Annotated in this window: 14 protein-coding genes; 5 read left to right on the top strand and 9 right to left on the bottom strand. The window is 74.7% G+C overall.

What is annotated here, in order from left to right; translation table 11 throughout:
• Positions 1 to 29 precede the first annotated feature (29 nt).
• Entirely contained in the window at positions 30 to 815 is a 786-nt protein-coding gene (locus AB0M08_RS18700; RefSeq protein ID WP_364494374.1) for a crotonase/enoyl-CoA hydratase family protein, read from the bottom strand.
• A gap of 61 nt (positions 816 to 876) precedes the next feature.
• On the opposite strand from AB0M08_RS18700, the gene AB0M08_RS18695 reads away from it, so the two are divergent.
• Positions 877 to 2448, top strand: a complete 1572-nt coding sequence (locus AB0M08_RS18695) for an acyl-CoA synthetase (RefSeq protein WP_364494480.1) — start codon at positions 877 to 879, stop codon at positions 2446 to 2448.
• On the top strand, positions 2438 to 3532 hold the full coding sequence (locus tag AB0M08_RS18690) for a nitronate monooxygenase family protein (RefSeq protein ID WP_364494371.1): 1095 nt from the start codon (positions 2438 to 2440) through the stop codon (positions 3530 to 3532). Before AB0M08_RS18695 ends, AB0M08_RS18690 begins: the two co-directional genes overlap by 11 nt.
• 237 nt (positions 3533 to 3769) lie before the next feature.
• Here AB0M08_RS18690 and AB0M08_RS18685 read toward each other — a convergent pair whose 3' ends face one another.
• Together AB0M08_RS18685 and AB0M08_RS18680 are read right to left on the bottom strand one after the other, a co-directional pair.
• Positions 3770 to 4201, bottom strand: a complete 432-nt coding sequence (locus AB0M08_RS18685; protein ID WP_364494368.1) for a hypothetical protein — start codon at positions 4199 to 4201, stop codon at positions 3770 to 3772.
• Between the two features lie 76 nt (positions 4202 to 4277).
• Positions 4278 to 5519, bottom strand: coding sequence for a cytochrome P450 (locus tag AB0M08_RS18680; protein WP_364494365.1), 1242 nt, complete (start codon positions 5517 to 5519; stop codon positions 4278 to 4280).
• Between the two features lie 102 nt (positions 5520 to 5621).
• Here AB0M08_RS18680 and AB0M08_RS18675 point away from each other — a divergent pair, with 102 nt between their 5' ends.
• A complete protein-coding gene (locus AB0M08_RS18675; RefSeq protein WP_364494362.1) occupies positions 5622 to 6722 on the top strand; it encodes a steroid 3-ketoacyl-CoA thiolase in 1101 nt (366 codons plus the stop codon).
• On the opposite strand, the gene AB0M08_RS18670 is transcribed toward AB0M08_RS18675, so the two are convergent.
• A complete protein-coding gene (locus AB0M08_RS18670) occupies positions 6706 to 7995 on the bottom strand; it encodes a polysaccharide biosynthesis protein (RefSeq protein ID WP_364494359.1) in 1290 nt (429 codons plus the stop codon). The two genes, AB0M08_RS18675 and AB0M08_RS18670, sit on opposite strands and share 17 nt — an antisense overlap.
• A 31-nt stretch (positions 7996 to 8026) precedes the next feature.
• On the opposite strand from AB0M08_RS18670, the gene AB0M08_RS18665 reads away from it, so the two are divergent.
• Positions 8027 to 9769: a hypothetical protein gene (locus AB0M08_RS18665; protein WP_364494477.1), complete on the top strand. Its 1743-nt coding sequence runs from the start codon at positions 8027 to 8029 to the stop codon at positions 9767 to 9769.
• A gap of 96 nt (positions 9770 to 9865) precedes the next feature.
• On the opposite strand, the gene AB0M08_RS18660 is transcribed toward AB0M08_RS18665, so the two are convergent.
• Together AB0M08_RS18660 and AB0M08_RS18655 are read right to left on the bottom strand one after the other, a co-directional pair.
• Positions 9866 to 11080 carry a glycosyltransferase family 4 protein gene (locus AB0M08_RS18660; RefSeq protein WP_364494357.1) on the bottom strand — a complete coding sequence of 405 codons (1215 nt, stop codon included), beginning with the start codon at positions 11078 to 11080 and terminating at the stop codon, positions 9866 to 9868.
• A 16-nt stretch (positions 11081 to 11096) separates the two neighbouring features.
• Positions 11097 to 12149 carry a DUF3068 domain-containing protein gene (locus AB0M08_RS18655; RefSeq protein WP_364494475.1) on the bottom strand — a complete coding sequence of 351 codons (1053 nt, stop codon included), beginning with the start codon at positions 12147 to 12149 and terminating at the stop codon, positions 11097 to 11099.
• A gap of 71 nt (positions 12150 to 12220) precedes the next feature.
• Between AB0M08_RS18655 and AB0M08_RS18650 the strand changes: the two genes are divergently transcribed.
• Positions 12221 to 13426 (top strand): acyltransferase, encoded by a 1206-nt coding sequence (locus AB0M08_RS18650; protein ID WP_364494354.1) that lies wholly within the window; start codon positions 12221 to 12223, stop codon positions 13424 to 13426.
• On the opposite strand, the gene AB0M08_RS18645 is transcribed toward AB0M08_RS18650, so the two are convergent.
• Genes AB0M08_RS18645 through AB0M08_RS18635 form a run of 3 tightly spaced genes read right to left on the bottom strand, consistent with a single transcriptional unit; the run spans position 13368 to position 19383 of the window.
• Positions 13368 to 17501 (bottom strand): alpha-(1->3)-arabinofuranosyltransferase family protein, encoded by a 4134-nt coding sequence (locus tag AB0M08_RS18645; protein ID WP_364494351.1) that lies wholly within the window; start codon positions 17499 to 17501, stop codon positions 13368 to 13370. The genes AB0M08_RS18650 and AB0M08_RS18645 overlap by 59 nt on opposite strands.
• Positions 17498 to 18271 (bottom strand): SDR family oxidoreductase, encoded by a 774-nt coding sequence (locus AB0M08_RS18640; RefSeq protein ID WP_364494348.1) that lies wholly within the window; start codon positions 18269 to 18271, stop codon positions 17498 to 17500. Before AB0M08_RS18640 ends, AB0M08_RS18645 begins: the two co-directional genes overlap by 4 nt.
• Positions 18268 to 19383: an acyl-CoA dehydrogenase family protein gene (locus AB0M08_RS18635; RefSeq protein WP_364494345.1), complete on the bottom strand. Its 1116-nt coding sequence runs from the start codon at positions 19381 to 19383 to the stop codon at positions 18268 to 18270. Before AB0M08_RS18635 ends, AB0M08_RS18640 begins: the two co-directional genes overlap by 4 nt.
• Positions 19384 to 19435: the final 52 nt, after the last annotated feature.

Here is a 19435-nt window from a genome sequence, read left to right as displayed (position 1 = left end):
GGCGTACATCCGCACCGACAGCGGGCGACCTAACGGCCCTCGTAGACCGGGCGCCGCTTCTCCAGGAAGGCGCGCGGGCCCTCCTTCGCGTCCCGGCTGGCGAAGACGGCCGTACCCCAGCGGGTCTCGGCCGGAAAAGCCTCGTCCTCGGGCATCCCCTCGGTCTCCCGGATCGTGCGCAGGATGGCCTGGACGGCGAGCGGGCCGTTCGCGGCGACCAGGGCCGCGAGCTCCAGCGCCTTCGCCAGGGCCTCGCCGTCCGGCACCACGTGACCGATCAGCCCGGCGGCGAGCGCCTCGGCGGCGGTCAGGTGGCGCCCGGTCAGCAGCATCTCGGCGGCGATCGTGTACGGGATCTGCCGGGGCAGCCGGACCGCCGAGCCGCCGAGCGGGAAGAGACCCCAGCGGGCCTCGGAGACCCCGAAGCGCGCACTCTCACCGGCCACCCTGATGTCGGTGGCCTGCAGGATCTCGGTGCCCCCGGCGACCGCGGCACCCTCCACCGCGGCGATCAGCGGCTTGGTCAGCCGGCGCCCTTTGAGCAGCGCGTCGATCCGGGTGAGATCGGGGCCGCCGCCTCCGGCGCGCATGCCGTCGCCGGGGTGCGACGCGGTCATCGCCCTGAGGTCGGCGCCCGCGCAGAACGCGCCGCCCGCCCCGGTCAGCACCGCCACCCGGATCTCCGGATCGGCGTCCACCCGGTCCCAGGCCTCCCGCATGATCGCGAGCATCTCGGCGGAGAGGGCGTTCCGCACCCCGGGCCGGTTCATCGTGACGATCAGGATCGGTCCGCGCTGTTCGACGAGGGCGTCCACCGGGCTCCTTCCACATCATCGGGTCTTGCCCTGGAACGATAACAGGTTCTATTTTCCGATGATGGCGGCCAACATAGCGGACCTTTTCGAGCACGCGGTCGACGCCTTCCCCGACCGTGTCGCGGTGGCCTGCGGGGAGCGGACGAGCACCTACGCCGAACTGGAGTCGAGCGCCAACCGACTCGCCCACGTCCTGCGCGATCACGGTCTCGGGCCGGGTGATCACATCGGGCTGCTCGCGGGCAACTCGATCGAGGCGGTGGCCGCCCTGCTCGCGGTGTACAAGCTGCGCGCGGTGGCCGTCAACATCAACTACCGGTACGTCGAGAACGAGTTACAGTATCTGTTCACCGACGCCGAGCTGACCGCGCTCCTGCACGACCCGGAGTTCGCCGGCCGGGTCGCGAACGTCCGGCCCGCGGTACCCGCCCTGCGCGTCGTCGTACCCCTGGTGGCGGGCGAGTGGGCGGACGCCGACCCGGGCCGCGACTTCGGCACCCGGTCCGGTGACGACGTCTACCTGCTCTACACCGGCGGCACCACCGGATACCCGAAGGGCGTGATCTGGCGCCAGGAGGACGTCTGGCGCGCCCTCGGCGGCGGCATCGACTTCATGTCCGGCATCCCGCTCGCCGACGAGTGGGCGCAGACCGCGCTCGGCGCCGAGTCCGGCGGGATGGTCCGGCTCTGCCTCGCGCCGCTGATCCACGGGAACGCCCAGTGGGCCGCCCTCGCCGCCCTCTTCGCCGGGGACACCGTGGTCATGCTCCCCCGGTTCGACCCCGGCGCGACCTGGCAGGCCGTCGAACGGCACCGGGTGAACGCCGTCGTGCTGATCGGGGACGCGATGGCGCGGCCGTTGATCGACGCGTACCGGAAAGGCTCCTATGACGCCTCGTCCCTGGCGGCGGTCACGTCGAGTGCGGCGCTCTTCTCACCGGTGGTGAAACGCGAGTACATGGAGACCTTCCCGACCATCATGATCACCGACGCGATCGGCTCCTCGGAGACCGGATTCGCCGGCATCGGGGTGGTCGCCGACGTGGCCGGCGGCGCGGTCGACGGCCCGCGCGTGATGCCCGGCCGCGACACCATCGTGATCGACGAGTACGGCCACCGGGCGCCACCGGGCGTGATCGGCAGGCTGGCCCGCGGCGGACACCTCCCGCTCGGCTACTTCAAGGACGAGGCCAAGACGAAAGCGCTGTTCACCCAGGTCGACGGGGTGCGGTACGCGGTGCCCGGCGACTTCGCCAGACTCGAGGACGACGGCACGATCACCCTGCTCGGCCGGGGCAACACGTGCGTCAACACCGGCGGCGAGAAGGTCTTCCCCGAGGAGGTGGAGGGCGCGCTGAAGGCCCACCCCGGCGTCTTCGACGTCCTGGTCATCGGTGCCGCCGACGATCTCCTGGGCCAGCGGGTGGCCGCCCTGATCCAGACCAGGTCCGGGGTACGCGTCGATCCCGCCGACCTGGACGCACACGTGCGCGCCCGGCTGGCCGGCTACAAGGCTCCCCGCTCCGTCTGGTTCGTCGACCGGATCGAGCGCACCATCAGCGGCAAGGCCGACTACCGATGGGCACACGAGTACGCCCGTACACACACCCCCGAGGACCGGCATGCGGACTGACCTGTGTGACACGCTCGACATCGAGTATCCGATCGTGGGCTTCAGCCCGTCGGAGCACGTGGTGGCCGCGATCAGCCGGGCCGGTGGACTCGGCGTCCTCGGCTGCGTCCGCTTCAACGACGCCGCCGACCTCGACGCCGTCCTCGACTGGCTCGACACCGCCACCGGCGGCCGCCCCTACGGCGTCGACGTGGTGATGCCGAGCCGTTCCCCGGCCGAGGGCGCCCCCGCCGACCTCGGCACCCTGATCCCGGACGGCCACCGCGAGTTCGTCGAGCGCACCCTGCTGCGCCTCGGCGTCCCCCCGCTCGACGTCGCCGGCCCCCGCCGCGACGGCGTCCTCGGCTGGCTCCACTCGGTGGCCCGCTCGCACGTCGAGGTCGCCCTCACCCACCCGGTACGCCTGATCGCCAACGCGCTGGGCCCGCCCCCACCCGACGTCATCGACCGGGCCCACTCCCGGGGGGTGGCGGTCGCGGCCCTCGCCGGGCGCGCCGACCACGCCCGCAGCCACCTGGCCGGCGGCGTCGACATCGTGGTCGCCCAGGGCTACGAGGCCGGCGGCCACACCGGCGAGATCGCCGGCATGGTCCTGATCCCGGAGATCGTCGACGCGGTCGGTGCGGAGATCCCGGTCCTCGCGGCCGGCGGCATCGGCAGCGGCCGACAGATCGCCGCGGCCCTGGCCCTGGGCGCCCAGGGCGTCTGGACGGGTTCCATCTGGCTCGGCACCACGGAGTACGACAGCTCCCCGGCCCTGCGCGAGGCCCTGCTCCGGGCGCGCTCCTGCGACACGGTCCGCAGCCGCATCTACTCCGGCAAGCCGGCCCGCCTGCTCCGCAACCGCTGGACCGACGCCTGGTCGGCCGACGGCGCACCCGTCCCGCTCCCGATGCCACTGCAGAACCTGCTGGTCGCCGAGGCCCACGACCGCCTGATGTCCTCCAGCGACCCCACGGTCGTCCCGATGCCGGTCGGTCAGATAGTCGGCCGCATGAACGAGGTCCGCCCGGTCGCCGAGCTCCTCGCCGCCCTGGTCACCGAGACCGACACGACCCTGACCCGCTTGACCAAGCTCACCTGACCACCCCGCACCCCACCCCGCGCACCCGAACTGACCACCGATCGGCCACACTGACCAGCCGCGCTGACCGGCCACACTGACCAGCCGCGCTGACCGCTGGCTGGCGCCGAGGGGTGTCTCAGGCGCTCCGAGAGACCCCTGAACGCCCAGCCGCGCCGGAAAAGCTGGCGCACAGAGGTCACTCGAGCCCGCCGACACACCCCTGAACACCAGCCGGGAACGGGCCCGGCGGAGAGGTCAGCAGGTCGCGCTGTAGGAGTCGCCGGCGGCGGAGAGCCAGACGTGGCCGTTCTGGAAGCTCTGGGTACGGCCACCGTCGGCCGCCGGGCCCTCGTCGGCGAGCGGGTACCCGATGCAGCGCCGGTCGGCGTACCAGTGGTCGTGGATGGCGCCCTTGACGATGACGGCGCCGGTGTCCGGGGACCAGTATATGGAGCCGCCCGCGAAGTCCTCGTACCTGCCGCCGTTCCAGGCCGCGCGTTCGCTGGCCAGGGGACAGCCGAGCGGGCCCGACTCCGCCCCGGAGGCGAGGTACCTGTCCTCGATCGTGCCGTGCACCCGGACCCGGCAGTGGTAGCTCCCGCCCAGGTCGGCGCGGGCCGGGGTGGCGGCCGTGACGACGGTGAGGGCGGCCACGGCCAGGGTGCACAGAGAGCGGTCCAGAGTCATAGATATAGGTCCTACCACCTCATAAGTGGAGGAAACGCATTATCGGCGCGATGTCCACCGGCCCCGCACGAAGGACTCAGCGGTACCGGACCGGCAGGTGCTTGATGCCGTTGAGCCAGCCGGAGCGGAGGCGTTCCGGGGAGCCGTTCAGGGCGATGTCCGGCATGTGGTCGGCGATGGCGTTGAAGATCAGGTCGATCTCCAGGCGGGCCAGGTTGGCGCCGAGGCAGAAGTGGGCGCCGCTGCCGCCGAAGCCGAGGTGCGGGTTGGGGCTGCGCAGAATGTCGAAGGTGAGCGGTTCGGTGAAGACCTCGTCGTCGTAGTTGGCCGAACCGTAGAACATGGCGACGCGCTGACCGGCGGCGATCGGCTGCCCGCCGAGCGTGGTGTCGTGCAGGGCCGTGCGCTGGAAGGCGTTGACGGGCGTACCCCACCGGACGATCTCGTCGACGGCCGTACGCGGACGGGAGCTCTTGAAGTGCGCCCAGGCCTCGGGGTGTTCGAGGAAGGCGAGCATGCCGTGTGAGATCGCGTTGCGGGTGGTCTCGTTGCCGGCGACCGCGAGCATGAGCACGAAGAAGCCGAACTCGTCCGTGGAGAGGCTCTCGCCGTCGATCCGCGCGTGGACCAGGGTGGAGACGATGTCGTCGCGGGGGCAGGACTGGCGCTCCTCGGCCATCTTCATCGCGTAGCCGAGCAGCTCCATCGCGGGGGTGAGCGGATCGTCGACGCCGCGGTACTCCGGGTCCTCGTACCCGATCATCGCGTTGGACCAGTCGAAGACGTCGCGACGGTCGGCCTGCGGCACGCCGAGCAGCTCGGCGATCGCCTGGAGCGGCAGCTCACAGGCGACCTCGGTGACGAAGTCCCCGGTCTCCCGGGCCTCGGTGACGATCCGCTCGGCCCGGGTGGTCAGCGCGGTGCGCAGGCTGTTGATCGCGCGCGGGGTGAAGCCGCGGGAGACGATGGCGCGCTGCTTGGTGTGCTGCGGCGGGTCCATGTTGAGCAGGACGTACCGCTGCATCTCGATCCGTTCGCGGGGCATGTCCGGCTGGAAGCGGACGATCGCGGTCTTCTCCCAGCTGGAGTAGGTGTCGCTGTCGCGGGACACCGCCATCACGTCGGCGTGCCGGGTGACCGCCCAGTAGCCGTCATCGTCGAATCCGGCGCTGCCCCGCGCCTGCGGGATCCAGCTCACCGGTTCGGTGGCGCGCAGGCGGGCGAACGCGGCCTGCGGGATGCCCTGCACATAGATCTGCGGGTCGGTCGGGTCGAAGGCGCCGGCCGGATCGAAGGCGTGGGTCGGGTCGAAGGGCACTTCATCCACCCCCTGCGGGAACAAGTTCTACCGATTGAAACATGTCGCGCTTCACTGGTGTGATGCTTGTGCAGAACACGTTCTAATTCCTGGGAGGTCGCGGTGGGTGATCCGGTCATCGTGGAGGCGGTCCGCACCCCGGTCGGGCGGCGCGGCGGATGGCTGGCCGGGGTGCACCCGGCGGAGCTGCTCGGCACCGCGCAGCGGGCCCTGGTCGACCGGGCCGGCGTCGATCCGGGCCTGGTGGAGCAGGCGATCGGCGGGTGCGTCACCCAGGACGGCGAGCAGGCCGGGAACGTCACGCGTACGGCCTGGCTGCACGCGGGTCTGCCGTACACGACGGGCTGCGTGACGATCGACGCCCAGTGCGGGTCGGCGCAGCACGCGGCGCACCTGATCGCGGGCCTGATCGCGGCGGACGCGATCGAGGCGGGGGTGGCCTGCGGGGTGGAGTCGATGAGCCGGGTTCCGCTGCGGACCCGCCCGGCCCGCCCGGACACCTGGGCGGTCGACATGCCGAACCAGTTCCTGGCCGCGGAGCGGATCGCCCGGCGCCGCGGTCTCACCCGGGAGGATCTGGACACGTGGGGAGTGCGCTCGCAGACCTCGGCGATCAGGGCGCACACATCGGGACATCTCCGGCGCGAGATCGTCCCGGTCGGCGAGGTGGGCACCGATCAAGGGCTCCGGACGACCACGATGCACGGGCTCGCCGCGCTGAAGCCGGTGCTCCCGGACGGCCTGCACACGGCGGGCACCAGCTCGCAGATCTCGGACGGCGCGGCGGCGGTCCTCCTGATGGACGCCGGGCGGGCACGGGAGCTGGGACTGCGCCCGCGGGCCCGGATCATGGCGCAGTGCCTGACCGGGGCGGAGCCGTACTACCACCTGGACGGCCCGATCGCGGCCACCTCGCACGTACTGGGCCGGACCGGGATGAAGATCGAGGACCTCGACGTGATCGAGGTGAACGAGGCGTTCGCCAGTGTGGTGCTCTCCTGGCTCGCGGTGCACCGCGCCGACCCGGACCGGGTCAACCCGAACGGCGGCGCGATCGCTCTCGGACATCCGGTGGGCAGCACCGGCGCCCGGCTGATCACCGCGGCGCTGCACGAGCTGGAGCGCACGGACGGGGAGACGGCCCTGGTGACGATGTGCGCGGGTGGCGCCATGTCGACCGCGAGCATCATCGAGCGGCTGTGATCCGGGTGGCCGCCGGGAGAGCGGTGAGCAGGGCACTCAGCACCGCGGCGGCGACGGCGAGGACCAGGATCCCGCCGATGGTCGAGGGCCGCAGCACGATCGCGGCTGTCGCCAGGAGGACGGCGGCCGTCCACACTCCGGCCGACGGGAACCGGGAGCCGACCGCGATACGCGCATTGACCAGGAAGAACGTCATGGCGTACGCCGCTCCGGCCAGGGCGAAGCCGTACGCCAGGCGCGCAGTGCCGGGGTATCCGGGCCCGCCGATCAACCGGACCAGCGGGCCACCCGCCACGGCCACCAGGGTGACCAGCAGCAGACCCGACCCGGCGAGCAGTGCCAGCCCGGCGATCAGCGCGGAGGTGGCCCGGTCCGGCGCGCCCGCGGCATCGGGGTGGGCCGCGGGCGTTCCCGGGGCGGGACGGGCCGGGCCGCGCGCCAGGCGGGGCAGGGCTACCACGGTGACCGCCTGCGGGGCCCAGATCGCGATGCGGGTGAGGACGGCGCCGACCGCGTACGCCCCCGACTCGCGCGGCGGCAGCAGGAGCCGTGCCAGCAGGACGTCGGCGTAGGAGGCCACCAGGATGGCCAGCGACGCACCCGCCGAGGAGAGCACGAGCCGTCCCCGCAGCACGCCCGCGGACACGGACGGCACGCCCACGGGCGTGGAGGGCGCGGGCGTGGAGGGCGCGGGCGTGGAGGGCGCGGGCGGGCGGGCGAGCCACCAGAGCGCGGGCAGGATCAGCCAGCAGGTCAGCGCCGTCGCGGCGGTCGCGGGTGCCGGGCCGGAGCCGGCGGCGACCGCGGCGAGCGCGCCCGCGTACCGCCCGGCGGCCAGCAGCACGGTACCGGCGGCGAGCCGGCCGAACCGTTCCGTGCCCTGCAGCACGCCGAGCGGCCGGCCGGCCAGCACCGCGGCCACCACCAGCGCGGCGAGCAGCGGCGGGACCGCCGGGGGCAGCCGCAGCGCGGACCACAGCACCGGAGTGAGCACCAGAGGTAGCGCGCCGCAGGCCACCGCGATCCCCCGGGACCAGCCCACGGCGCGCTCGGGCGGCACGCCGGAGCGCGCGGTCACCACGGCGATCGCGGTCTGCAACCCGACGCCGGGCACGGTCAGGATCGCGGCCAGCGCCAGCACGGTGGCGAGCGCGCCCACGTCGTCCGGGCCGAGGCGGTGGGCGGCGAGGACCGGGACGAGGTACGCTGGCAGGTTGGCGAGCACGGTGGACGCGGTGATCAGCAGACCGGACCGCGCCGGTGACGATGCCACGGCGCCTCCCCGAGCCGGCCGAGCACCCCTCATCGTATCGGCGACCGTCGCTGCCGTGGTGCTCGCGCCGCTGGTCCGTCCCGGTTATGTACTCCGGTACGACATGGTCTTCACCCCGCGCCAGCCACTCCGGGCGGACCTGTTCGCGCCGGCCGACGGCGCGCCCCGGGCCGTACCGCTGGACGCCCTGGTGTCGTTGGCCACCGTGGTGATGCCGGGCTGGCTGCTCCAGCGTGTGGTCCTCGCCGCGATCCTGGCCGGGGCGGCCCTCGGCGCGGCCCGCCTGGTCCCGGCCACCCGAACCGGAACCCGGGTGGTGGCCGCCCTCTGCTACGCGTGGACACCCTTCGTCGCGGAACGCCTGCTGCTCGGCCAGTGGGGCCTGCTCTGCGCCTACGCCGCCCTGCCCTGGCTGGTCCGCGCCCTCCGAGAAGAGCAACTCCGTACAGAGCGACTCCAAAGAGAGCGATTCCGAAGAGAGCGACTCCGAAGAAAGCGACTCCGAAGAGAGCGACTCCGGCGAGGGCGCCCGGCGCTGGTGGTCGCCGCCGCCGCGGCCTGTGTGACGCCGACCGGCGGGCTGGTCGCGCTCGCCGTCACGGCGGTTCTGGCCCGCGGTCGCGGGTGGGCCGTCGCCGCGGTGGCCGGCCTGAACGCGCCCTGGCTGGTGGCGGCCGCGACGGCGCCGGCCGGTTCGGATCCCGCCGGGGTGGGCGCGTTCGCCGCCCGCGCGGAGAACTGGGGCGGCACGCTGGTGGCGCTGGCCGGCACCGGTGGCGTCTGGAACGCGCGGGCCGTCCCGGCGAGCCGCGGCTCGGTGCTGCTGCCGGTCTTCACCGCCGGTCTGCTGGTGGTGGCGGGCTACGGCCTCGGCGTCCTGCGGCGGCGCCGGCCCGGGGGCACCGGCACCCGGCTGGCCCTGCTCGGCGCCGGTTCGCTACTGCTGGCCGCGGCGGGCGCGCTGCCCGGAACGGCCGGCCTGCTCCGCCTGGCGATCGTGCACGTGCCCGGAGCCGGTCTGCTGCGCGACGGTCAGAAACTCCTTCTCCCGTACGCCCTCTGCCTGGCACTGTGCGTGGCCCTCGGCGCCGAACGCCTCGCCGGGACGCTCGCCGGGCGAACCAGGCGAACCGCGGGCGGGCGAACCGGGGAACCCCCGGACGGGCGAACCGAGCGGACCCCGGGCGGGCGAACCGGGCGGCTGGTGCTCGCCGGGTTCGCGCTGCTCCCGGTGGCGCTCCTGCCCGATCTGGCCTGGGGCGCCGGCGGACGGCTGCGCCCGGTCGCCTACCCCGCGGAGTGGACGCTGGTGGCCCGCACGGTGGCCGCCGACCCGGGACCGGTGGTGTCGCTGCCGCTCTCGGCCTACCGGGACTACCCGTGGAACCCCGGCGCCGTGGTGCTCGACCCGGCGGGCCGGTACCTGGCGGCACCGGTGATCGCGGACGACCGGCTGCGGGTCGGCGCGGTGACCGTGGCCGGGGAGAGCCGGGCCGCCGCCGAGGTGCGCGACCGGCTCGCCGCCGGGCGCAGCGCCGCCGGGCCGGACGTCCGCTGGGTGCTGGTGCAGCGCGGGGTGAGCGGCGCGGTGCCCGCGACGGCGACCGCCGGCCTGGTGCCCGTGCACGCCGGGACGCAGCTGGTGCTCTACCGCAATCCACGCTTCCGGGCGGCGCGGGACGGCACACCGCTGTTCGCGCTGGCCGGATACCCGGTGGCCGCGGCCGTACTGCTGACCGCGCTGACGATGCGAACGACGAGACCGAGAGGATGAGGAGGAACGAGATGGGAACGTTTCGAGTGCTGGTGATCGGTGCCGTGGTCGGGGCCCTGGTCGCGATCGGCGGGATCGCCGCGGCGATGCGGGCGCTCAGCCCGAGCGCCGCCGAGGTCGCCACCGAGATGGCGCGGACCACCGGCTCGGGTGGCGGGAACGATCCGCTGGAGCCGCCGGTGTTCTACGGCGACCGCTGAGCACCCCGGCGACCAGCGCGGCCCACGTCCGGCCCGCGCCGGTCCAGGTGAAGCCGGACGCATACGCCCGGGCACCGGCACCCATCCGGTCCCGGGCCGTCGCGTCGGTGAGCAGCAGGCGGGTCTTGGCGACGAAGTCGGCGAGGTCGTCGGCGAGCAGCCCGGTCCGCCCGTCGAGGATCGCGTCGCGGACCCCGCCGGCGGACCGGAACGCCACCGCGGGGGTACCCCGTGCACCCGCCTCCAGGATGGTCAGGCCCCAGCCCTCCTTCAGCGACGGCACCAGGACCACCCATCCGGCGGCGAGCAGGCGGTGCTTCTCCGCCTCGCTGACGTGCCCGGCGAACGCGGTCCGGCCGGTCACCCCGAGCTCGGCCGCCCGGCGCCGGAGCTGCGGCTCCCACCAGCCGCGACCGGCCACCACCAGCCGGGCCAGGGGCAGTTCGGCGAGGGCGTGCAGCGCGTACTCGACCCGCTTGTGCGGAACCAGGCGACCGAGAACGACCAGGCAGGGGTACGGCGACCGGGCCACCGGTTCGGGATCGGGATCGGTCAGACCGTTGTGGATCAGCAGCACCCGGGAGGGCGGGACACCCAGCGAGGCCAGCTCGTCGCGGGTGGCGGTGGAGACGGTGACGTACCGGCAGCGGCGGTAGACCCGGGGCGCCAGCCGGGACTCCAGCCACCAGCCGATCCGGCCGCGCCGACCGCCGAGGACCACCGGCCACTGCTCCCGGTGCACGTGGTGGACCACCACCACCGTCGGGCAGCGGGCGTAGAGCGGGGAGAGGAACGGCACCCCGTTGCAGACGTCCACGATCAGGTCGGGCCGGCCCCGGCGGGCCGGGGCGAGCGGACCGAGCCGGACCGCGCCGACCAGGTACGCCAGGGCGGCCCGCAGATAGACGGTGTGCCGCCCGCCCCGGCGCAGCACGTGCACCCCGCTCGGCAGCACCTGCGCGGCCGGGCCGGACGGGTGCGCCGCGCAGAGCAGGGTGACCCGGTGCCCGTGCGTCACCAGCTCCGCCGCGATCCGCTCGGTGTAGACCTCGGAGCCCCCGCCCTCCGGGTTGCGGGTGTCCCGCCAGTTGAGGAAGAGGATGTGGGGCACGGCGGGTGCCGGACGTTCAGCCCCGGAGCACGGCCGTCGGTTCCGGTTCCGGTTCCGGTGCGGCCGGGCGCGGCGGGGGTACGGCGGCCCGCCGGGCGAGCAGCACCCCGAGCAGCAGGAGCACGAGTCCCGCCACCGCCAGGCCCAGCGGCAGGTAGCGCCCGAGCAGCAGGAGCTGGTCCCGCCCGTTCCCGGTCTCCTTCAGCACGGTCGCCCGGGTGGCGGCGTCGTACTGGAAGTCGGCGTCGAAGAGGACGATCGTCAGACCGGTGTCCGGCACGATCTCGCGGTGCTGCTGCTCCCGGTACCCGACGATCGCCCCGGTGGCCGGTTCCACCCAGAGGGTCCGGGTGGCCTGGTAGTACGCCGTACCGCCGGTGGCACCCGGGGCGAGCTCGCCGAGCAGCCCGCCGATCGCCGCGTCGTCCATCGCCAGCCGCTGCCGGGGGATCTCCTGCCGGAACCGGTACGTGTCCAGCCCGCCGATCTCCTCCTCGCCGGTGTACGCGATCGGCAGCGCCTCGCCGAGCGTCCCGTCCCAGTACCGGTAGTCGCGGCGCTCGGTGCCGAACGGGAAGAGGTAGAGCTGGCCGGAGAAGGTGACGTTCCCGGCCACGCAGCCGTCGTTCGCGGCGCTGTCCTGCTTGACGTCGTTGTAGCACTGCCCGCTCCACGCCACCGCCGCGCCGGTGTCCCGGTCGAGGGCGATCCGGCTCTCCGCCCGGTTGATCGGGTCACCGGTGTCGGCCCGGTCAGTAGCCTGATACACGTTCCATATCAGCGTACGGTCGGCGAGCTTCCCGGTCAGCTTCGCGGCGGCCTCGAAGTCCGGCTTGACGCCCGTACGGGACCGGAGCGGACCCTTCTGCACGCCCACCTCGACCGAGCCGTCCGACTGCTCGACGGCCTGCACGAAGGTGGCGTTCGGCGCCTCGACCACGATGTCCGGCGGCTCCAGGTCGAGCGGATAGCGACTCAGGCCGGGAACGATCACCCAGGCCAGGGCCGCAGCAAGGATCAGGCAGAGCAGTCCGGCTCCGAAGAGCGCCGCGCCCGAGATCCGCCGTATCATGGCCGCCTCCAAGACTAGAACGCGTTACAATTTACTGCCCCGTAACCTCGGAGGAAAGACCCTCGACGATGTCTCGTCTCCCGGCTCTGGACGTACTGCGCGCCCTCGGCGCCGCCGCGGTCGTCGCCGTGCACGCCGGCTTCGCCACCGGGGCGAGCGCGAACCCCCGGTGGGGCGGCCTGACGGCCCGGATGGACGTGGGCGTCGCGGTCTTCTTCGTGCTCTCCGGATTCCTGCTCTTCCGGCCATGGGCGCTGGCCGCCGCGGCGAGGACGGGTGCGGTGGACGCGGCGGCTGCGGCCGGACCGGGTGCGGTGGAGGCACGGCCGCCGGCGATCGGGCGGTACCTGTGGCGGCGGGCGCTGCGGATCCTCCCGGCGTACTGGCTGACCATGACCGTCTGCCTGCTCCTGCTCTCCGGCGACCGGCACATCCCGCCCGGCGAGTGGCTGCGGATGGCCACCCTGACCCAGATCTATGCGCGCGGTCACCTGCACGACGGGCTCGGGCACACCTGGAGCCTCGCCACCGAGGTGGCCTTCTACCTGCTCCTGCCGCTGCTGGCCGGGCCGGTGCTGGGCGCTCGCTGGCGGCCCGGCCGGACGCTCGCGCTGCTCGCCGCCGGCGGGGTGGCCGTCACCGGCGGCTGGGTGGCGCTGATGGCGGCGGGCCGGCTCGACATGGGCCTGCACACCATGTGGCTGCCCGCGTTCGCCTCCTGGTTCGCCGCCGGGATGGGCCTGGCCACCGCACACGTCGCGGTCGAGTCGGGTGCGGGCGGACGGTGGCGGTTGCCGGTCGAGGCCGGTCGCGCACCGCTGACCTGCTGGGCGATCGCGGCCGGGCTCTTCGCGGTGGCCGGCACGCCGCTGACCGGGCCGTGGGATCTGAGCGAGCCGTCGCCGGGCGCGTTCGGGGCCCGGATGGCGCTGTTCCTGATGATCGCGGTCGCGCTGGTGCTGCCGGTGGCGTTCGCCCCGCCGGGGCGCTTCCGGGAGACGCTCGCCCACCCGGTCGCGCGGTGGCTGGGCACGGTGTCGTTCGGGCTGTTCCTCTGGCACCCGTTCGTGCTGGCGGTGCTCCGGGCCCGGACGACCGACGGCGGGTTCGCCGAGGTCTACGCCGCGACCCTGGCCGGCGGTCTGCTGCTCGGCACCGCGAGCTGGTACGCCCTGGAACGCCCGCTGCACCGCCTGGCCCGGGGATTCCGGCCGGTCAGGGTCGCCGCCACCGCCACCGGCGGAGAGCCCGCAGGCGTGCGCGGGGGAGGCTGAGCAGCCACAGGACGGTCAGGGCGGCGACGGCGGCCAGCTGCGGGGCGGCCGCGACGTGGGGTTCCGCGACGGCCCGGGAGAGCAGGGCGCCGAGGCCGAGGAGCACCGCCGGGGCCCAGGGGGCCAGGGCCACGACCGTGCGGCGCCGGCTGGCGGGGATCCGGGCGTACCCCGCGAGCAGGGCACCGAGAAGGAGGAGCACCACGCCCGCGCCGCCGATCAGGAGCAGGGCCACCCCGCCGGTCGCGGCGGTCAGCCCGGTGCGCGGCACCGGGACGGCCCGGACCGGACGGCGCACCGGAACCAGCAGAGCCACCAGGAGCAGCACGACGGCGAGCACGGCGCCGGCCACCAGGCCCACCCGGTACGGCAGATCCGGCGTGTAGCGGAGGACGACCGTGCCGCCGAGACCGGGCGGGATGATCCAGCCCTGCTGCCAACCGTCGATCACCATCGGTCGCAGCGTCCGGCCGGCGAGGGTCGCCCGCCACCCCTCGCCGGCGTTCTCCCGCAGCACCAGGACCCGCTCGGCGCTGCGGTGGCCGAGGGTGAGACGGCGTTCGGTGGCGGTCCAGCGGGTGATCGACAGGACGCTGTCGACGGGTGCGGCGGCCGGGGTGGGCGACCCGGACGGCAGCAGGGTGAGGCGGGCCGGCTCGGCGAGGCGGGAGGCGGTCACCATCACCCGGGTGGGCGCCTCGGCGGCGAGCGTCACGGTACCGGAACCGCAGATCCGCACCGGCAACTCGCGGCGTTCGAGCAGGTCACCGACGGTGGCGGTGACGGCGGTCGGCAGCTTGCGTCCGCCGATCTCGATCGTCGGGCCGCTGCCGCAGGGCATCCGGACCCCGGCGGTCCGGTCGGCCGGGGAGACCGCGCCGTCCGGCAGCACGGTCAGCTCGGCCACGCCGATCGGCAGCCGTTCGAAGCGGTTCGCGTACGGCACGAAGGAGACCGCGCCGGTGCTGTCGGTGAAGAGGACGGTGAGGTCGTCGGTCCGCACCTCATCGCCGAACATCAGCACGCCGTCCTCGTCCAGGGTGCCGGTACGCGTGCCGGAATCGGTCAGCACGGTGACCGACCACGGGCGGGACGCGGCCGCCGTCCCGGTGCTGACCCGGATCCCGGTGAGCACCCGCGGGGTCAGCCAGGAGAGCCGCAGCCACGGCGCCCGGTCCTCGTCGGCGGCGTACCAGACGGTCCCCGGATCGCCGTCGGCCACCGCTCCGGGGCGCGCGGCGGGCTCGGCCACCCCGGTCGTGGAGGCGGTCACCCGGGGGCGGACCAGGTCGCCGAGGGCATCGTCGATCGCGGTGGCGAGGTCCTGCCCGACCCGGGGGCGCGCGGTCAGCCGTACCGCGTACTCCCCGCCCAGGGCCGGAACCGTCCGGTCCAGCACCACCCCGTCCTCACCGGAGCGCCCGGCGTCCGGCGAGCAGAGCGGCCGCCCGGCGAGGAAGAGGCAGGACGGCGCGGAGGGCGACTGGCTGAGCACCGCGCCCGGCGCCGACGTCCCGGTCGCGGCGCCGGGCGCGGGCACGGCCAGGGTCCGCTCCGGGTGAAGACCGGGAACGGTCACCTCGGTCAGCCCGACCCCGCCGTAGCCGAGGCGCACGCCCCAGACCGCGCCGACGGTGACCCGGACCGCGCCGACCGCGAGCCAGCCCTCCAGCGGCACGGTCACCGACGTGCCGGTGACCGGGACGGTGCGCTCCTCGTTCCCGGCCCGCACGGTGATCCGGGTGGGTATCGCGTCGGCGCCCCGGTCCACCTCGACGGTCACCTCGGGCACCCGCCGGGGCCGGTCGAACTCCACCTCCAGCCACTGCCCCGCGGCGGTGGTGCCGGGCGCGGACCGCCACGAGGTCGACCGGTCGCCGTCCAGGGCCGCGTACGGCTGGAACTCCGGCCGGTTCCCGGTGAGCGGCAGCGCCTGGGCGTACGAGCTGGAGGCGCGCACCGCCCGCAGCCCCGGGTACCGGGCCACGGTCTGACGGGCCGCGCTCTGATCGGCCGCCGCCCACGCCGGGAGGTAGTCGTGGGCGGGCTGGTCCAGGCGCCACGGCTCGGCGGCGGTCAGGGTGGCCGACGCGTTGTCCCGGGCCCGTCCGAAGGTGACCTCGCGCCGCCGCAGCCCGTCGGTGAGCACGGTGCCGCCGGTGGTGAGCCCGGCGGGCAGGTCACCGGCGAGCACGGTCGGCGCCGCGCCGAGCAGGCCCGCGCCGGCCAGGTCGAGCAGTGACTCGGGGCCGCCGACCACGGTCCGCACGTCCGCGGTGGCGTACGCCCCGACCGGGTCGGCCGCCCCGGCGACCTGGAACACCTGGAGGGCGGGCATCGCCACGTCGAGCCCCCGGTCGAGGTACGCGCCGTCCGCGCCCTGGCCGCCGACGTACGGCCCGAACGCGGCGACCGGGACGATCCCGGGGGTGGCGGCGAGGGTGGCCCGGACCGCGGCCGGCCGGGTCGAGCCGGAGCGCCCGGTGTCCAGGTCGGCGCGGAGCAGCAGGTAGCGCACCCCGGAGCGGGCGAGCACCGCGGCCAGTCCCGGTGCGGCCCGGCCCGCGGCGAGGGCGGACTCGACGGCGTCCAGGAGGCGTACGGTGGCCGGCGGCACCAGCGGGATCGAGTTGCGGACCGCCCACCCGGCGTCCAGCAGCGGCTGAACCATCTCGTCGCCGGGCGCACCCCAGAGGTAGTCCGGGAAACGGGCGCCCGGCACCACCAGGACCCGCCCGCCGCCGAGGTGCTGGTCGAGCCAGGCCGCCGCGGCACGCCAGTAGCCGGGCACCGCCGCGAAGCTCCCCCCGCCGGGGAGCCCACCGGCGAGCGCCGGGGTGGCCGTCACCGCGACGGCGGCCAGCCCGGCGACGGCGACCAGGACGGCACGGCGTACCGGAAGCAGGTTTCCGGCCGGCGGAAGCGGGCGTGCCGGAAGCGGGCGTGCCGGAAGCGGGCGGAACGCCGGGCCGAGCAGATGGATCAGGCCCAGTACCAGCGGCAGGCGCAGCACCGGGTCGAACTTGTGCAGGTTGCGCAGCGGCGCGCCGGACGCGTCCAGCCAGGCGTGCGCCGGACCGGCCACCAGCCCCGGCAGGTCGCCGAGGTGGCCGAGGCCGACGATCGCCACGCCGGCCAGTACCCCGGTGGTCAGGAACCGCCGGTGCGGCATCCCCGGGCGGGCCAGCCCGGCGAGACCCAGGGCGGCCACCACCGTGGTGGCCAGCACCAGCGGGACCGCCGTGGCCAGCGCCCAGCCGGCCGGCCAGCCGGGGCCGTACGCGCCGGCGAGGTAGGCGAGCCAGTGCGACGCGCCGCGCAGGGTACCGACCGCGTCGGTGGGCCGGGTGGTGGTGTCCGCGGTCTCGATGTAGTCCAGGAACGGCGGGCTGTACCGGCCCAGCACCAGCAGCGGCACCACCCACCACGCGGTCGCGCCGGCCACCGCCGCACCCCAGGCGAGCAGGCGGCGCGGCGGGTGGTGGCAGAGCAGCCAGAGCGCGGGCAGCACCAGCACCGCGAGCACCGCCGTGGCGTTCACCCCGCCCGCGGCGGCCACCGCCAGCGCCGAGAGCAGCAGCGGGCGCCGCCGGGCCGGGGCGACCAGCGGCACCAGCACCCAGGGCGCGATCGCCATCGGCCACGCCTCCACCGAGACCGCGCCGAGTTCGGTGAGGATCCGCGGGGTGAGCGCGTACGCCAGACCACCGGCCAGCCGCGCGCCCGGCGTACCCAGAGCGAGCCGCCCGGCGAGCACCACCACACCGGTGCAGGCCAGGCAGAGCAGCAGCGCCCACCAGAGCCGCTGCACCACCCACGCGGGCACCCCGAGCAGCTGCCCCGCGGCGAAGAACGGGCCCATCGGGAAGAGATAGCCGTACGCCTGATTCTGCATCTGACCGAAGTTGCCCGCCGGATCCCAGGCGTGCAGCGCGCGGGCCAGCCAGGCGGCCGGCGACACCGCGAGGTCCACCTTGGTGTCGGCGACCACCAGGCCCGGCTGCTGGCGGAAGGCGAGGCCGGTGAGGAGCGCGCAGCAGGCGGCGATCCGCAGCCGCCGGACCGTGGCGCTCACGGGTGCTGGCTGCTCACGGAGATCACCTCGCCGGTCAGGTACGACGCGTAGTCGCTGGCCAGGAACGCGACCACGGTGGCCACCTCCCACGGCTGGGCGGCCCGGCCGAACGCCTCCCGCCCGGCCAGCACGGCCAGCTCCTCCTCGCTGATCACCCGGGAGAGGAACGGGTGCGCCGCCAGGCTGGGCGCCACCGCGTTGACCCGGATGCCGTGCCCGGCCACCTCCAGGGCCGTACACCGGGTCAGGGCCATCACGCCCGCCTTGGCCGCGGCGTAGTGGGCCTGTCCCGCCTGCGCCCGCCAGCCCAGCACCGAGGCGTTGTTCACCACCGCTCCCCCGCCACCCTGGGCGATCATCCGGCGCAGCGCGGCGCGGGTGCAGCGGAACGTCCCGGTCAGCGTGACGTCCAGAACCAGCGCCCACTCGTCGTCGCTCATCTCGGCGACCGGCCGGTCACCGCCCAGGCCCGCGTTGTTGACCAGCACGTCGACCCGTCCGCAGCGTTCGGCCGCCCCGTCGATCAGCGCCTGCACGGCCGCCTCGTCGGTCACGTCACAGATCAACGGCCAGACCCTTCCCGGGTACGCCGCCGCGAGCAGATCACCGGTCTCCGCGAGGCGGCGCTGGTGGCTGTCGCTGACCACGACGCGCGCGCCCTCGGCGAGGCAGCGACGGGCCACCGCCGACCCGATCCCGGCGCCGGCCGCCGCGGTCACCACGACCGCCTTGCCGTCGAGCAGGCCGCGCCCGTCCGGCGGCGCGATCATCCCCGGTCCTGACGCGGCAGGCCCAGCACCCGCTCGGCGACGATGCCCCGCTGGATCTCGCTGGACCCGCCGTAGATGGTGTCCGCCCGGCTGAACAGGAAGTACCGTCGCCAGCGTTCGGACGCGGCGGCCGCGGGCACCTCCATCGCCAGCTCGCCGACGCCCTGCCGCCAGCGGCTCCAGAGCAGCTTGACGATCGAGGACGAGTACGGCCGGTCGAGCGAGCGCAGCGTGTAGGAGCGCAGCGCGCAGAGGTCGATCCAGGCCCGGGTGAGCCGTTCCCGTAGCCGCGGGTCGGCGGTCGCACCGGTGCTCCGGGCCAGCGCGATCAGGTCCTCCAGGTCCCGCTGGAAGCCGACCTGCTGGCCGACGGTGGCCGCGCCGCGCTCGAAGGCCAGGGTCGCCATCGCCACCCGCCAGCCGCCGCCCGGCTCGCCGACGACCATGTCCCGGCCGGTCCGGGCCTCGTCGAAGAAGACCTCGTTGAACTCGCTGTCCCCGGTCAGCTGCCGGATCGGCCGCACGGTCACCCCCGGCTGCCGCATCGGCACGAGCAGGTAGGAGAGCCCGTCATGCCGGCTCCTCCGGGGCTCTCCGGTACGCACCAGCGCGAAGCACCAGTCGGCCACGTGGGCCAGCGACGTCCAGACCTTCTGTCCGGTGATCACCCACCGGTCGCCGTCGAGACGGGCGCGCGTGGTGACACCGGCCAGGTCGGAGCCGGCGCCGGGCTCGGAGTAGCCCTGACACCAGAGCTCACCGGCGTCCGCGATCCGCGGGAGGAACCGGTCGAGCTGGGCCCGCGTGCCGAAGGACATCAGCGTCGGGCCGACCATGGTCACCCCGATGTGGTCGACGCGGCTGGGCGCGCCGGAGGTCGCGTACTCCTCATGGAAGATCACCTGCCGGGCCGGCGAGGCGCCGCGACCGCCGTGCTCCTCGGGCCAGGCGAGCGTGGTCCAGCCCGCCGCGGCCAGCCGCCGGGTGAACGCCAGCCGCTGCGGGAACGCCTCGTTCTCCCGGCCGGGCCCACCGGCGCCGCGCAGGTCATCGGTGAGATGGGCGGCCAGCCAGGCCCGGATCTCCCGCCGGAACGCCTCGTCATCATCCACTGGCGTGACCTCCCGGCGTCCGGCTAGCATCACCCTACCAAGCACTTGCTTG

It is taken from the genome of Actinoplanes sp. NPDC051851, assembly GCF_040681165.1.
In the GTDB taxonomy this organism is placed as follows: domain Bacteria; phylum Actinomycetota; class Actinomycetes; order Mycobacteriales; family Micromonosporaceae; genus Actinoplanes.
The sequence above is the reverse complement of the archived record's forward strand: the minus strand, read 5'-3'. Positions and strand labels throughout refer to the sequence as shown.

Coding starts and splice junctions, on each gene's coding strand:
- AB0M08_RS18640 (WP_364494348.1), bottom strand. CDS start 18,271: ATGATCGCGCCGCCGGACGGGCGCGGCCTGCTCGACGGCAAGGCGGTC.
- AB0M08_RS18690 (WP_364494371.1), top strand. CDS start 2,438: ATGCGGACTGACCTGTGTGACACGCTCGACATCGAGTATCCGATCGTG.
- AB0M08_RS18650 (WP_364494354.1), top strand. CDS start 12,221: ATGTCTCGTCTCCCGGCTCTGGACGTACTGCGCGCCCTCGGCGCCGCC.
- AB0M08_RS18695 (WP_364494480.1), top strand. CDS start 877: ATGGCGGCCAACATAGCGGACCTTTTCGAGCACGCGGTCGACGCCTTC.
- AB0M08_RS18685 (WP_364494368.1), bottom strand. CDS start 4,201: ATGACTCTGGACCGCTCTCTGTGCACCCTGGCCGTGGCCGCCCTCACC.